Raw genomic sequence first — 14818 nt, 5'->3', positions numbered from 1 at the left:
AGGTCATAATTTATTTCCAATAATTGCTAAAATAGATAATTTTTCCCTTCTCAAAAAATATCAGTAAGTTTTAGGGTTCTGATTTAGAAAGAAGAATCCAAAAAAATAGCTCATACTAATAAAAATATGAGCTATCTAAATTATATTTTAATTTGAAATATTATTCCATTGCAATCAAATCCTGATTAGCATTCATGAAATGATATTCTGTTAATGCTAATGAACTATCTTGAACTAATTTAATCCATTTTCCATACTTAAAAAACCACTTTACTCTCAAAGAAATTATTCCTTTTGTGTAATGTGAATAAAGAAATGGATGCAAAGCAAGACTTAATGATTTCTCATTCTGCTTTGTTAATAAGTAATCTAAATCTTGCTCAATTTTGTCAGAAACTAAAATGGAAGCCGTTATTTTACCTGTTCCATTACAAGTAGGACAACTTTCTTTAGTAACTATATTCAGTTCAGGTCTTACCCTTTGACGGGTTACCTGCATTAGTCCAAATTTAGATAATGGTAAAACAGTATGTTTAGAACGATCTGTTTCCATGAACTCCTTCATCTTTTTGAAAAGAAGTTTTTTATTATCAGGATTTTTCATATCGATAAAATCGACTACGATAATCCCTCCCATATCTCTCAATCGTAACTGACGCGCTATTTCTTTTGCTGCTTCTAGGTTAGTATTTAAAGCAGTGTCTTCTTGACTCTCTTCATTATTAGATTTGTTCCCACTATTAACATCTACTACATGTAGAGCTTCAGTATGCTCAATGATAAGATAGCCTCCACCTTTTATGTTAACTGATTGACCAAATAATGACTTCAATTGCCTTTCAATTCCGAAATGCTCAAAAATCTTATTTCTTCCTGTGTAAAGCTTTAATATTTTTTCTTTACTCGGGTCTATTTTCTGAATGTAGGTTTGCATTTCCTTGAATATCTCTTCATCATCCACATGGATGCTGTCGAAAGATTCATTCATCATATCCCTCAAAATAGAAGACGCTCTACCCACTTCACCGATTATTTTGTCTTTCGGTTTAGCGTCTTTTAGCTTTTTAACACCGCTTTCCCAGGTGTCTAATAAATTTCTTAGATCTGTATCCAGCTCTGCCACCTCTTTACCTTCGGCAACAGTTCGAATAATTACACCAAAGTTTTCCGGCTTGATAGAAGAAATTAATCTGGTGAGTCGTTTCCGTTCCTCACTAGTTGATATCTTTTTAGATATGCTTATTCCATTGGCAAATGGTACTAATACCAAATACCTTCCTGCTAGTGACAACTCGCATGATAGTCTTGGCCCTTTCGTAGAAATAGGTTCTTTAATAACCTGAACCAACACCTGCTTGTTCTTAGAGAGCACCTGCGAGATTTTACCTAACTTATCAATCTCAGGCTCTAATTTGAACTTACTTAATTTGTATGAGGTGTTATTACGAGTAGTGGCAAATTTAGTATATTTTAATAGTGAATTTATTTTTGGTCCAAGGTCATGATAATGCAAAAATGCATCTTTGTCATAACCCACGTCAACAAATGCAGCATTTAAGCCCTGCATTACTTTTCGGACGTTTCCTAAATAAATATCACCAACACTAAACTGCTCTTCCTTATTATCATAATGAATCTCAATAAGATTCCTATCATTCAGAAGGGCAATACGACTGCCATTTTGAGTTGAATTAATAACTAATTCATTGCTCAAAGCTCTATAAGTTTAAGTGAAAACTAAAAAATGTCTTATAAAAAAGACAAACAAGAAGTAATAATTACTTCTTGGTCTTATGTCTGTTTTTTCTTAGTCTTTTCTTTCTCTTATGAGTTGAAATCTTGTGTCTTTTTCTTTTTTTACCGCAAGGCATAACTTTAATTTTTTTTGTTAAACAATTTTATTCTAATTCATTTAAGTAACTTTCAACAGCTGCTAACAGTTGCTCATCATTACTTTTATTTTTAATTTCAGTAAATAGCTTTTTAGCTTTTGCTTTCTGTCCGTTGTTCATTAAACTTAGAGCTAAATAAAACTCCGCCTGTACGTTTTCAGGATGTTGTCCTAATAGCTTCTCAAATCGCTCTATTGCTTTACTATACTGCCCAGATTGAATTGAAAGTATCCCTAAGTTGAATAATGCTTCTTCATTATTTGGATCTTCTTCCACAACTTCCAACAACATTGAAATACCTTTCATAGGATTATCAGATGAAACGTAAGTCATCGCTAATTTTATTTTAGCACTATTGTTAGTCGGTTCACTATCTAATACTTTCTGCAAGTATTCTCTAGTTTTTACAGCCAATCTTTCGGCTTTTTCTACATCTGCAGCAAAACTGAAAGCTTCGTAATAGGCATTTCCTATTAACTCATTATCTTTTTGAGACAATTCAATATATTTAGCAGCGCTATCCAACCTATTAAGATCTCTATACACGCTAGCCAAAGAGTCGGCAAATATAACACTATTTTCTTGATTCTCAGCTAAGAGGTAATTATTTCTTAGTCTTTCAATATCCTCTCGAACTTCTTTTGGAATATTACCTGAGTGCAAATCAGACATCATTTCATTAGCCGAAGTTGCTGAGTTACTTTCAGAATTTGAGCTATCTTCAACAGCATCAACCCCATTTTCCATACTGTCGTTTTCGTTATCCACTACAGCTTTGGGTAAGCTAAAGAATATAATAACTAATGCAATGGCAACTACTGCTAATATGATACGGGGCTTGAGCATACCTGAAATTAAACTTCTTCTGATATTTTATTTGAACTTTTGATTTTCTCTACAAAAACCTTTGAGGGTTTAAAACTAGGTACAAAGTGTTCATCAATTACTATAGCCGTATTTTTGGAAATATTACGAGCAATTTTCTTAGCTCTTTTCTTATTAACAAAACTACCAAAACCTCTAACATAGATGTTTTCGCCTTCAGCCATCGAATCCTTCACTACAGAGAAGAATGCTTCTACTGTAGCGGTTACATCTGCCTTGTCTATACCTGTTTTTTCAGAAATTTCTGATATAACGTCTGCTTTAGTCACGCGTTTTTATATTTAAAATTATTAAAAAATTTCTCCCTCTTTATTTTGGGTCTGCAAAGGTAACCTTACATTTTTGAATTTAAAAGTAAATTCTTTTAAAGATATGCCCACTCTTTAATTAAAAAAAATATGTTTAACTTTTTAATTCTCAATATTTTATGCAAAATACAAATTAATAACTTCATCTTTATATTGTTTAATTATTTTCTTTAAGATTCTTCATCTTTACATTTATATGATGCAAAACTTCTCAAACAGGCTCATTAACTGGTATAAAAACAATCAAAGAGAACTTCCATGGAGAAATACTTTGGATCCATACAAAATCTGGCTTTCGGAAATTATTTTGCAACAAACTCGTGTGAACCAAGGATTACCCTATTTCATCAATTTTGTAACTCATTATCCTAAAGTTCATGATTTAGCAAATGCCCCTGAAGATGAGGTTATGAGATTATGGCAGGGTTTGGGATACTATTCCAGAGCAAGAAACCTTCATGAATGTGCCAAATCAATTGTAAAAGATTATAATGGCGAATTTCCGCACACCTATGAGGAATTATTAAGGTTAAAAGGAGTTGGTAAATACACAGCAGCAGCAATTGCTTCTTTTGCATTTGGTCAAGCGGTTCCCGTTGTTGATGGAAATGTTTTCAGAGTGTTGGCTAGGTATTTTGCTATTCAAGATGACATTGCACAGCCAAAATCCTTTTCTAAATTTTTCAATATTGCCAATCAATTAATCCCAGATAAGCAAGCCAATACGTTTAATCAGGCTATAATGGAATTAGGTGCAATGATTTGTAGACCTAAAAAACCTGACTGCGAAAATTGCCCGCTTAATCATGATTGCGAAGCAAGAATTCATCACAAGCAAACTGAGTTACCCGTTAAGATAAAAAGAATAAAAGTAAAACACAGATATTTACATTATTTGATTTGGCAGAATGAAGAAAAATTAGCCATGAAAAAAAGAGGTTCAAAAGATATCTGGCAAGGTTTATTCGACTTTGATTTAATAGAAACTAAAGAAGCACTAACCAAAGAGGAGATTTTTAATGCGATTTACGAAAAATTCCCTAATGTTAAAGTGGTTGAAATTTCTGAGCCTGTCAAACACATTTTATCTCATCAACGGTTGGAAGCTGTATTTGTAGAATTAAAAACTAGTAATGAGAATTTTTTAAACGATAACAGTTTGCAATACTACACTAAACAAGAAGTCGAAGAATTACCAAAGCCAAGATTGATTGAGAATTATTTGACTAGCAAAAATTTTTAGGTAAATTTATGGTTGAAGAGTTAAACTGTTGGAAATATTTTCCTGCAAAAAAGCAGTTTACTTCAACTATTAACATTAATTTTGAACTAAAATTTTTTAACTTATGACAGGAGTAAACAAAGTCATTTTGATTGGAAATCTGGGGAAAGACCCAGAGGTAAGACATTTAGACAACGGAGCTGCCGTTGCAAATTTTTCAATAGCCACAACCGAAACCTATAAAGACAGAAATTCAGGGGAACGAATTGACCAAACCGAGTGGCACAATATTGTGCTTTGGAGAGGTTTAGCGGAAATAGCCGAAAAATACTTAAAAAAAGGAGATAGCGTTTACATCGAAGGTAAACTTAAAACCAGATCCTGGGAAAAAGATGGCGTTACGCGCTATACTACAGAAATTGTAGGTGACCAGTTAACCATGCTTGGTGGAAAGAAAAGTGGGGATGATTCAGGTCAATCATCTAATAATTATGGAGGAAATCAGTCCAATAATCAGGCTGCACCAGCACCAAGCCAAACCCCGAATACTAACAGCGAAATGGACGATTTACCATTTTAAACAAACTCATATAAAAATTGGACGACCCTTTTCCTAGTACATTTTTATTAGTTAACATAGCCGACAATGGCAATCATTGGTTTTACATCATCAATACTTTATTGATGATGTTTTTACTTTTAATGTCAGCCTTAGTTTCTGGTTCTGAAGTTGCTTTCTTTTCTTTATCTCATGAGGACTTAGCAAAATGCAAAACAAGCAATCAGCCTAAAGACATAACTATTCTAGAGCTATTAAAAAATCCTAAAAGATTATTAGCCACTATCCTCATTCTAAATAATTTCATTAATGTTGGGATAGTAACGCTTTCCACTTATGTCACTTGGGAAATAGTAGGTACTAAAGAAACTGAAGGCTTATTGGTAGTAAGTTTAACTGCTATAATCACATTTCTCATCGTTTTCTTTGGAGAAATTGTACCAAAGGTATACGCTAATCAAAATAATCTGAGTTTTGCTTACAAAATGGCCGTACCTATTAATTTCTCCGCAAAAATTTTTAGCCCAATCTCTATCCCATTAATGAGCCTAAGTGGAATTATTGAAAGAAGAGTGGAGCAAAAAGGGTTTAGCATTTCCATAGACCAATTACACCAGGCGCTCGAAATCACTGCTGATCAGCATACCACAGAGGAAGAGAAAGGTATTTTAAAAGGGATTGTGAATTTTGGTACGCTTTCCGTAAGACAAGTTATGAAATCGCGATTAGATATTACGGCTTTTGATATTGATGACGATTACCATAAGTTGATGGATCAAATCAATAAAAATGGATTTAGTAGAATCCCCGTCTACCGCGATACTATTGATAAAATAGAAGGAATTCTATATGTAAAAGATTTACTTCCCTACATCGACAAACTAGAACATTTTGAATGGCAGGAACTTTTAAGACCTGGATTTTTTGTTCCAGAATCCAAAAAAGTAGATAGTCTGTTAAAAGACTTTCAAGAAAGAAGAGTACATATGGCGATAGTGGTAGATGAATATGGCGGTACCTCAGGACTTATTACGCTTGAAGATGTAATTGAGGAAATTGTAGGTGAAATCAATGATGAGTTTGATGAGGATATCGATGTTGCCTACAATAAATTAGACGAATACACGTATATCTTCGAAGGAAGAACCTCTTTAAATGATTTCTGCAAAATCATAAATGAAGAGCCTAGCACCTTTGACGAAGTTAAGGGAGAAAGTGAATCTTTAGGTGGTCTCATACTTGAAATCAACAGCAAATTACCTAGAACAGGAGAAAAAATTAAATTTAAAAATTTCACCTTCACTGTAGTGGCAGTAGACCAAAAAAGAATTAAAAGAGTTAGGGTATTTACTAAAAATTAGTCTTGAGCCCTGGCTTCAAGAATGAATTAGATTACCATGCTTATATTTGTAATCAGCACCCTTGTCGCAATAGTTGTATCCTTCCTTTGTTCCATGGCTGAAGCCGTACTGCTTAGTGTTGATAAAGTAAAAATTGCGACCGATAAAGAAAAAGGACTTACCTATGCAAAAATCATGCATACACTTAAGTCTAATATTGACAAGCCAATTTCTGCAATTCTTATCTTAAATACAATTGCCCATACTGGTGGTGCCACAATTGCAGGTAGTGCATTTGATGAAATTTATGGAGAAGAATATATTTGGGTATTTTCAGTAATTTTTACAATAGTTATACTTTTTGGAACTGAAATCTTACCAAAAGTTATAGGGGTAAATAAAGCAAACCTTATTTCCAAAAAGATGGCTTGGCCACTCCAACTTATCATTAAAATACTTTATCCCTTTATTCTTGTAACACAAGCATTCACAAAACTATTGGTGGGTAAAAAGAAAAAAAGTAATCCTTACAGTTTAGATGATATTCGCACCATTGCTAAAATGGCTAAAATGGAAAAAATAATTGATACTGACCAAGAGAGCATCATCATTAACACATCTACACTAAAAAAACGATTTGTAAAAGAGATAATGCTCCCTGTTGAGAAAATCATATTCTTTGAAGAGAGTATAAGTTATGATAAATATTTCAATTTAGCGGCAAAGCATAAGCATACGAGATATCCAATAAGCAGCTCTAATTCTATAGAAGAGGTTTATGGTTATATTAATTTTAAAGAAATTGCCTTAAACGAGAAAATATCTTCAGAAAACAATAGCTTGAAAGAGTTTGTGAGACCAATCATTTTTATCAGGGAAAATACACCTATCATCAATTTATTGAAAAGAATGAATGAAAATAGGTTTCATATCTCCATGGTGAAATCTGAAGATGATAAAATTATTGGAATGATTACATTAGAGAACTTAGTGGAAACTATAGTCGGTGATATTGAAGATGAGTTTGATTGAAAATAAGCATTTCATATACCTTTAAATCAAAATTATTATACCACCTGAAAGCACTTAAAATCTATTTATATTTGCGCCTAAACATTTTCTACCTTTATCGTTTGTTGTAGATATGGATTTTAAAATCATTAGTGAATATCAACCTACAGGTGACCAACCAAGAGCCATCAATGAACTTCAGAAAGGAGTCGAAGATGGCGAACGAGATCAGGTACTTCTAGGCGTAACTGGTTCAGGAAAAACTTTTACCATAGCCAATTTAGTAGAACGTGTTCAAAAGCCCACTTTGGTTTTAAGCCATAATAAAACACTTGCTGCACAACTTTATGGAGAATTCAAGCAGTTCTTTCCTGAAAATGCAGTAGAATATTTTATTTCCTACTACGATTATTATCAGCCCGAAGCATTTATTCCATCCAGTAACGTTTATATAGAAAAAGACCTTTCCATTAATGAGGAAATTGAAAAACTGAGATTAAGTGCAACTTCAGCACTGCTTTCAGGAAGAAGAGATGTAATTGTAGTCGCTTCCGTTTCCTGTATATATGGTATCGGAAATCCAGAAGAATTTGGCAAAAATATAATCCGTCTGCAACAGGGTGATAAGGTTCCACGAAATCAATTGCTGTTTGCTTTTGTAGATATTCTTTATAATAGAACTACTGCTGATTTCAAAAGAGGAACTTTCAGGGTGAAGGGCGATACAGTGGATATCTTTGTAGCTTATGCCGATTTTGCCTATCGCATTATGTTCTGGGGAGATGAAATAGAATCGATCCAAAGAATTGATCCAGAAACTGGCAAGAAAATTTCTGATGAAAGAATTATAAGTATTTTCCCTGCCAACCTATTCGTGACAGGGAAAGATGTTCTGCACCAGGCCATAAAAGAAATTCAAGATGATATGGTGGAGCAAGTGAAATTCTTTGAAAGAGATGGAAGGTTTTTAGAAGCAAAAAGACTTCAGGAAAGAACAGAGTTTGATATTGAAATGATGCGGGAGTTAGGCTACTGTTCGGGAGTAGAAAATTACTCACGTTATTTTGATAGAAGAAAACCTGGCACCAGACCTTTCTGTCTTTTAGATTATTTTCCTAATGATTTTTTAATGGTTATTGACGAAAGCCATGTCACAGTCCCTCAGGTAAGAGCAATGTATGGTGGCGATAGAGCAAGAAAAATCAACTTAGTAGATTATGGCTACCGATTGCCTTCCGCTATGGACAATAGGCCTTTAAAATTTGATGAGTTTGAGAATTTGATAGGTCAAACAGTTTACGTAAGTGCGACTCCTGCTGAATATGAATTACGTAAAACAGAAGGAACTGTAGTGGAGCAGGTAATTAGACCAACTGGGCTATTAGATCCAATTATTGATGTTCGCCCAAGTGGGAATCAAATTGATGATTTGCTAGAAGAAATAGATGAGCGCGTAAAATTGAATGAACGTGTATTATGCACAACCTTAACCAAAAGAATGGCTGAGGAGCTCAATAAATTTTTAGGGAGGGCAGGTGTTAAAGCTCGATATATCCACTCGGAGGTAGACACTTTAGATCGAGTTGAAATTTTAAGGGACTTAAGATTAGGTGAGTTTGATGTTTTGGTTGGTGTTAATTTATTGAGAGAAGGACTAGATTTACCTGAAGTATCATTAGTAGCCATTTTAGATGCTGATAAAGAAGGCTTCCTGCGAAATCAGCGCTCATTAGTTCAAACTATTGGTCGGGCAGCAAGAAATGAAAGAGGAAAGGTTATCATGTATGCCGATAAAATTACCGATTCGATGCAACGAGCTATGGATGAAACTAATAGGAGAAGAGCAATCCAAAAAGCATATAATGATGAGCATGGGATTACCCCGAAAACTGTATTTAAATCTAGAGAAAGCATTTTAGGACAAACGGTTGCGGTCGATTCTAAAAAAACATCTCAACAAAAATATTATGCAGGTTTAGAAGAAACCTCTGTTGCAGCTGATCCCGTGGTTCAATACATGGATAAAGCCGGTTTGGATAAAATGATTACCGCCACTAAAAAGAAAATGGAAAAGGCCGCAAAAGATCTAGATTTTATTGAAGCTGCAAGATTAAGAGACGAATGGCAAGAACTTCAAAAACTACGGGATAAAAAATAACTTTCCGGTAATACTAAAAGACTATCTTTGCAAAAAAACTTCCGTATGACATTATGCATTTGATGAAGAAACTGTTGAATTAAGAGTGTATAATATTATATAAAAATATCTTAAAAGTCACCAAATTTTATAATCCAATTAATAATATGAAAATCAGAATTATAAGTGTTTTTATTTTAAGTATTTTCTCCATTTCACAAGCATTGGCTTGGGGACAAACTGGACACAGAGCTGTTGGCGAGGTAGCTTCTTTCTATTTGAAAAGAAAGGTAGAGAAAAGAGTAAGCGAGATTTTAAATAGAGAATCTTTAGCAGTAGCTAGCGTATGGATGGATAATATAAAGTCTGATGATAGTTGGGACTATGCAAAGCCTTGGCATTATGTAACCATTCCTGATGGGATGACATATGAACAAACTGAAAAGAGCCCTGATGGAGACATTATAATGATGATTCAAAAAATCACCGAAGAACTAAAAGCAGGCAATCTTGATGCAAAAAGCGAACAAGAAAAACTCAAAATGCTTATTCATTTAGTAGGGGATATTCACCAACCATGCCATGTTGGAAATGGAGAAGATATGGGTGGAAATGCTGTTAAATTAAAGTGGTTCGGCCAAAATTCAAATCTACATCGCGTTTGGGATAGCGAAATGATTGATTCAAAAGCTTTTAGCTATACAGAATTGGCTCAGATGGTTAACATCACTACTAAAGACGAAATAAAAGAACTACAAAGTAATACTATAGATGATTGGTACAAAGAAGCCATGGCCATGAGAAATCAAGTTTATGATTTACCTCAAGATATGTATTTAGGTTACGCCTATAGCTATAAAAACTGGTCGACTGTTCAAATACAAATTAAAAAGGCGGGCATAAGATTAGCTGGCCTATTAAATGAGATTTACGGTTAATTTGTAAGGAGAAATGGAGCCAACTAGCTTCATTTCTCTTTTACTAAAATTGTATCTCCCTGTACCTCAATTAAAATAAACCCATCACGTTCAACAGTAAATTCCTTACCACTTAAGACTAGGTTTTCAGTCTTCAAAACATCATCATTAAAGATTTCTAATTTACATTTTTTAGGATACCATTTTCTAAATTTTGAACTAGGTTTTAATATAGATTTACCATTCTCCGTGAAAAATATAAGTGGAATTTCTAAACGCGTTCTTTTCAGCTGAAAAAATAAGTTTTTCATTAATTGGTCATTACAAAAGATATTAATAGCCGTCCATTTTTTATGATTTATCCACTTTAATAATACTTCATCCAAATTATGTTCATTATAAATAAATACGTTTTCTGCCAACTTAGCTTCATAATCTTCATTCAATAAATACCCGTCTATCTTTGTTTGCAAAGCGTCAAAAATTTCTTGTAAAGGAGGGTTTATGAATACAATGGGCGACCATCCCAATAATTCAGATAATTCCTTCCAATTATTATGAATTGAAAAAACTAGAATTGGTGGTTCCTGCTCGTCTCTAATGATATGATGTGAAGACATTTAATACAGTTTATTTTAGAAATTTTGATTAAGGTAATACGATAATATAAATTATTGTTGAAATCCATTAAATTGCGTAAATTTTAATAGACGTGAAAATCAAAAATACTGTCATATACCTATTCATTATCTTTTTTATACCTCTAAAGGTAATGGGTCAAAATATATCAGTGATTGACAGTTTAAAAAATACCTTGAAAGATGCTGGTAATTCTCAACAAATTGAAATTTATAATCAATTAGCTTGGGAATACAGAAAATCATTCCCTGACAGTACCGTTTTCTTCAGTCAAAAAGCCATTGATATAGCTTCAAAAAGTGCAGAATTAAATGAAAAAGTGGTAAAAGCCTTAAATTTTAAGGGAGTAGGTCACTTTTATGAGGGTGAAAACATAAAAGCCTTTGAATTATATCAACAAGCGAAGGATTCCTCCTTAATTTATGGAGATTCTCTTCAATATGGTTACTCCCTCAATAACATTGGGCGTTTATACTTCAATCAAGGAAATTATGTCGCTGCATACGATAACTTTTTCATGGCATTAGAGATTTTTAAAAATCTGGATGATGCTGTTTCAATGAGTTATGTGTACAAAAGTTTATCTGAACTTTACCAATCACAAAATGACTTAGAAAAGGCATTGGAAATGTCTTTGAAAACAGCTGAACTCAGACAAACATTTGATGACCCATCAGGCGTAATATCAATCTATTTAGAGATAGCCGGTATTTATGGTCAAATGGAAAATTATAACAATAGCTTAAAATATTTCACAGTGGCCTATGAGGTAGCTTCTAAAATCAACGATGAAGCAAATTTGGCTATAATAAAGCTGTCTATTGCGAGAATGAACACAAAAAGAGGGCAACTGGCCATTGCACTAACAAATGCGAATGAAGCTCTAGATTTTGCCTCAAAAGCTAAAAATATCAATCTTATTATTCAGGTTTATTCGCTCTTGGGTGAGATTCACTTTTATAGAAATGAATACGACCTTTCAAAAGATTATTTCCTGAAAGTAACTGACCTTTCCACCATTAACGATATTACATTTGAACAAAAAGCTTATTTTTATTTATCAACTATTTATGAAAAGAATGGAGACATAAATCAAGCCCTAAAATATTTCAAAAAATACGCTGACCTAAAGGAGAAAACTGAAAATGTTAATACAGCCCGCGAAATTGAAAGATTGGAAGGCAGACTAGCTTTGGAAGCTAAGGAAAATGAAAACAAACTTTTAAAACAAAATGAAGATGCCTATAAGCAAGTAATTCAGAAACAAAAAGCACTAAACATTGCACTCGTTGCTGTAATTGTACTTACCATAACATTACTAATAATTATATGGGTAACTGCGAATAGACGAAGAAAGCATAATACTATTTTACAGCTTAAAAACCATAAAATTGAAGAACAGCAAAAGAAAATCTCGCTTCAAAATAAAGAGATTAAATCGCAAAATGGAGAACTCATTGTCCGTAATAAAGAACTTGATGATTTAAATAATGAGAAAGACTCTTTGCTAAATTTAGTGGCACATGACATGAAAGCCCCATTTCATAGAATTAAAGGATTAACTGAATTATTAAGATTATCTGGACTGAATGAGGAGCAAAGCCAATATGTGACCATGATAAGAAATAATGCTAAACACGGTGCTTATTTAATAAATGACCTGTTAGACGTAAACTCTATGTCTGTCGATAAAGAAGAGCTTGCAACTGATAATATAGACCTTAAAAAGCTGCTGGATGATTCTGCTTCAAATTTTATAATTGAATTAACAAATAAAGAAATTGATTGCAAGATTGAATGTGAGCCTGGAATTATAGTAAGAACAGATAAGACACACATTAATAGAATATTAGAAAACTTAATTTCTAATGCTGTTAAATTCTCTAAATTAGGTTCTGATATTATTTTAAGAGCTGGCGTAACGAAAACAAATTATTGGATCAGTGTAAAGGACTTTGGGCCTGGATTCACAGACGATGATAAATCCTATTTATTCAAGAAATTCAAAAAATTAACTGCGAAACCAACTGGTGGCGAAAGTTCTAATGGACTTGGATTAGCAATTGTAAAAACGCTAGTTGATAGATTAGATGGGAGAATTAATCTTGAAACTGAAATAGGGAAATACAGTGAATTCACCATATATTTCCCTAGAGTTGATGAATAATTAGAATCCTACTTTTCCTGATTTCCAACCGTTGGCTTCTACCTGCTCTGCAGATTTCAATACCTTATCTTTTATTTCCTCTTTATAAACTTCTAATTTCTTAGCTGCATTATCATCAAAATTGGAAATAATTTGAGCTGCCAAAATACCTGCGTTTTTTGCACCGTCCAAAGCAACGGTTGCTACAGGGACGCCACCAGGCATTTGTAAAATTGAAAGTACCGAATCCCACCCATCAATGGAATTGCTTGATTTCACTGGCACTCCAATAACTGGCAAAGTAGTGAATGCTGCAACCATACCCGGCAAATGAGCTGCTCCACCTGCACCCGCAATAATAGCATGAAATCCATTTTTACGAGCTGATTTAGCAAAATCCATCATTCTTTCTGGTGTCCTATGAGCTGAAACAATTGTTAACTCATAATTCACTTCCAACTCTTCCAATACTTTAGCCGCCTCACTCATTACTCTCAAATCAGACTGACTTCCCATTATTATAGCTATTTTCCCTTTACTCATGCTTTTACTTTTAAAGTCGATTTAACAATTTCTATTTTTCTTTTTAAGGAAGTTAAACTAGGATCTGTAATAGTAACATGACCCATTTTTCTAAAAGGTTTTGTTAATTTTTTTCCATATAAATGAACTGATGCTCCAGAAATTCTCATAACTTCCTCCATTCCTTCATATTTTGCATCGCCTGTAAAGCCATCTTCCCCCAGAATATTTACCATAGCAGAGCTTACCTTAGTGGAAGTATTTCCTAATGGCAAGTTTAAAATAGCTCTTAAATGTTGATCATACTGCGACACAAAATTCCCTTCGATACTTTGGTGACCGCTATTATGTGGTCTTGGAGCAATTTCATTGACTATAATTTCATTCTCTTTAGTAAGGAACATTTCTACAGCTAGAATACCAACCATTTCCAATTTCTCAATAATATCTATGGCTACTTGTTTAGCTTTCTCTTCTTCTGATTTATCTATTATTGCAGGAGATAAAAGATACTCAACTAAATTATGTTCAGGGTGAAAAACCATTTCTACCACTGGAAAAGCATTAACCTCACCCTGTTCATTCCGACTGACTATTACTGCCAACTCCTTCTTGAATGGTACAAAATCTTCCAATAAAGAGGGGGCGTCAAAACCTTTAGCTATGTCTTCTTTGGATCTGATAATTTGCACACCTCGTCCGTCATAACCTCCTTTTCCAATTTTATGAACTGCAGGAAACTTATCAATTAACTTCTCTAAATCCGCTCTATTATCTGTAAGAATAAAAGGAGCAGTAGGAATATTATGGTCTTTGTAAAATTGTTTTTGAACTCTTTTATCCTGAATCATTTCAATGATTTCTGGTTGAGGATAAACCTTTACTCCTTCTGACTGAAGCTTTTTCATGGCTTCAATATTTACTTTTTCGATTTCGATAGTCAGAATATCGCAGTTCTTACCGAACTCGTAAACAGCTTTGAAATCCTCTAAGTCACCAACCTTAAAATCAGAAACTAATTTAGAACAGGGTGCATTAGGGTCAGCATCCATCATACTCAACTCAATATTAATGTTGATGGCACTTTGAAGTAACATTCTCCCTAGTTGACCTCCTCCTAATACGCCTACTTTTAATTCTGTATTAAAACTCATATAGTATTGTGAATATTTACCTGACAAATATAATATTAATTAATGGGTATCTGTAAATAGAATCATTGCGAAAAAGCGAAATCGAG

At 33.5% G+C, this 14818-nt stretch carries 13 protein-coding genes; 7 read left to right on the top strand and 6 right to left on the bottom strand.

Annotated features, from left to right (window positions below; all coding sequences use genetic code 11):
* Positions 1 to 160: 160 nt before the first annotated feature.
* The 3 genes from VFM92_RS07675 to VFM92_RS07665 all read right to left on the bottom strand — a co-directional run bounded on the left by VFM92_RS07675 (position 161) and on the right by VFM92_RS07665 (position 3046).
* Positions 161 to 1714 carry an Rne/Rng family ribonuclease gene (locus tag VFM92_RS07675; RefSeq protein ID WP_325121617.1) on the bottom strand — a complete coding sequence of 518 codons (1554 nt, stop codon included), beginning with the start codon at positions 1712 to 1714 and terminating at the stop codon, positions 161 to 163.
* Positions 1715 to 1898: 184 nt separating this feature from the next.
* Positions 1899 to 2738, bottom strand: a complete 840-nt coding sequence (locus VFM92_RS07670) for a tetratricopeptide repeat protein (protein ID WP_325121616.1) — start codon at positions 2736 to 2738, stop codon at positions 1899 to 1901.
* Positions 2739 to 2746: 8 nt separating this feature from the next.
* A complete protein-coding gene (locus tag VFM92_RS07665; RefSeq protein ID WP_325121615.1) occupies positions 2747 to 3046 on the bottom strand; it encodes an HU family DNA-binding protein in 300 nt (99 codons plus the stop codon).
* 235 nt (positions 3047 to 3281) lie between these two features.
* Here VFM92_RS07665 and mutY point away from each other — a divergent pair, with 235 nt between their 5' ends.
* From mutY to VFM92_RS07635, 6 genes are all read left to right on the top strand, one after another.
* Positions 3282 to 4328, top strand: a complete 1047-nt coding sequence (gene mutY / locus VFM92_RS07660; RefSeq protein ID WP_325121614.1) for an A/G-specific adenine glycosylase — start codon at positions 3282 to 3284, stop codon at positions 4326 to 4328.
* A 103-nt stretch (positions 4329 to 4431) separates the two neighbouring features.
* Complete coding sequence (ssb, locus tag VFM92_RS07655; RefSeq protein ID WP_325121613.1) at positions 4432 to 4887, top strand: single-stranded DNA-binding protein; 456 nt, start codon at positions 4432 to 4434, stop codon at positions 4885 to 4887.
* 17 nt (positions 4888 to 4904) lie between these two features.
* The gene (gene gldE / locus VFM92_RS07650; protein WP_325121612.1) at positions 4905 to 6227 is read left to right on the top strand and encodes a gliding motility-associated protein GldE; all 1323 of its coding nucleotides are present in this window, start codon (positions 4905 to 4907) and stop codon (positions 6225 to 6227) included.
* A gap of 36 nt (positions 6228 to 6263) precedes the next feature.
* Complete coding sequence (locus VFM92_RS07645) at positions 6264 to 7238, top strand: CNNM domain-containing protein (RefSeq protein WP_325121611.1); 975 nt, start codon at positions 6264 to 6266, stop codon at positions 7236 to 7238.
* Between the two features lie 112 nt (positions 7239 to 7350).
* Positions 7351 to 9375 carry an excinuclease ABC subunit UvrB gene (gene uvrB / locus VFM92_RS07640; RefSeq protein ID WP_325121610.1) on the top strand — a complete coding sequence of 675 codons (2025 nt, stop codon included), beginning with the start codon at positions 7351 to 7353 and terminating at the stop codon, positions 9373 to 9375.
* 146 nt (positions 9376 to 9521) lie between these two features.
* The gene (locus tag VFM92_RS07635; protein ID WP_325121609.1) at positions 9522 to 10292 is read left to right on the top strand and encodes a S1/P1 nuclease; all 771 of its coding nucleotides are present in this window, start codon (positions 9522 to 9524) and stop codon (positions 10290 to 10292) included.
* A 29-nt stretch (positions 10293 to 10321) separates the two neighbouring features.
* On the opposite strand, the gene VFM92_RS07630 is transcribed toward VFM92_RS07635, so the two are convergent.
* Entirely contained in the window at positions 10322 to 10891 is a 570-nt protein-coding gene (locus VFM92_RS07630) for a hypothetical protein (protein ID WP_325121608.1), read from the bottom strand.
* 152 nt (positions 10892 to 11043) lie between these two features.
* Between VFM92_RS07630 and VFM92_RS07625 the strand changes: the two genes are divergently transcribed.
* A complete protein-coding gene (locus VFM92_RS07625; protein WP_325121607.1) occupies positions 11044 to 13077 on the top strand; it encodes a tetratricopeptide repeat-containing sensor histidine kinase in 2034 nt (677 codons plus the stop codon).
* On the opposite strand, the gene purE is transcribed toward VFM92_RS07625, so the two are convergent.
* Positions 13078 to 13599 carry a 5-(carboxyamino)imidazole ribonucleotide mutase gene (gene purE, locus VFM92_RS07620; RefSeq protein ID WP_325121606.1) on the bottom strand — a complete coding sequence of 174 codons (522 nt, stop codon included), beginning with the start codon at positions 13597 to 13599 and terminating at the stop codon, positions 13078 to 13080.
* A complete protein-coding gene (locus VFM92_RS07615; RefSeq protein WP_325121605.1) occupies positions 13596 to 14732 on the bottom strand; it encodes a 5-(carboxyamino)imidazole ribonucleotide synthase in 1137 nt (378 codons plus the stop codon). The genes purE and VFM92_RS07615 overlap by 4 nt, the downstream gene beginning before the upstream one ends.
* Positions 14733 to 14818: the final 86 nt, after the last annotated feature.

The organism is Marivirga sp., assembly GCF_035704835.1.
In the GTDB taxonomy this organism is placed as follows: domain Bacteria; phylum Bacteroidota; class Bacteroidia; order Cytophagales; family Cyclobacteriaceae; genus Marivirga.
The sequence above is the reverse complement of the archived record's forward strand: the minus strand, read 5'-3'. Positions and strand labels throughout refer to the sequence as shown.

What these genes read in the sequence shown, in the direction of transcription:
- VFM92_RS07670 (WP_325121616.1), bottom strand. Translation starts at nt 2,738, where the DNA reads ATGCTCAAGCCCCGTATCATATTAGCAGTAGTTGCCATTGCATTAGTT.
- mutY (WP_325121614.1), top strand. Translation starts at nt 3,282, where the DNA reads ATGATGCAAAACTTCTCAAACAGGCTCATTAACTGGTATAAAAACAAT.
- ssb (WP_325121613.1), top strand. Translation starts at nt 4,432, where the DNA reads ATGACAGGAGTAAACAAAGTCATTTTGATTGGAAATCTGGGGAAAGAC.
- purE (WP_325121606.1), bottom strand. Translation starts at nt 13,599, where the DNA reads ATGAGTAAAGGGAAAATAGCTATAATAATGGGAAGTCAGTCTGATTTG.
- uvrB (WP_325121610.1), top strand. Translation starts at nt 7,351, where the DNA reads ATGGATTTTAAAATCATTAGTGAATATCAACCTACAGGTGACCAACCA.
- VFM92_RS07630 (WP_325121608.1), bottom strand. Translation starts at nt 10,891, where the DNA reads ATGTCTTCACATCATATCATTAGAGACGAGCAGGAACCACCAATTCTA.
- VFM92_RS07625 (WP_325121607.1), top strand. Translation starts at nt 11,044, where the DNA reads ATGGGTCAAAATATATCAGTGATTGACAGTTTAAAAAATACCTTGAAA.
- VFM92_RS07645 (WP_325121611.1), top strand. Translation starts at nt 6,264, where the DNA reads ATGCTTATATTTGTAATCAGCACCCTTGTCGCAATAGTTGTATCCTTC.
- VFM92_RS07635 (WP_325121609.1), top strand. Translation starts at nt 9,522, where the DNA reads ATGAAAATCAGAATTATAAGTGTTTTTATTTTAAGTATTTTCTCCATT.
- VFM92_RS07615 (WP_325121605.1), bottom strand. Translation starts at nt 14,732, where the DNA reads ATGAGTTTTAATACAGAATTAAAAGTAGGCGTATTAGGAGGAGGTCAA.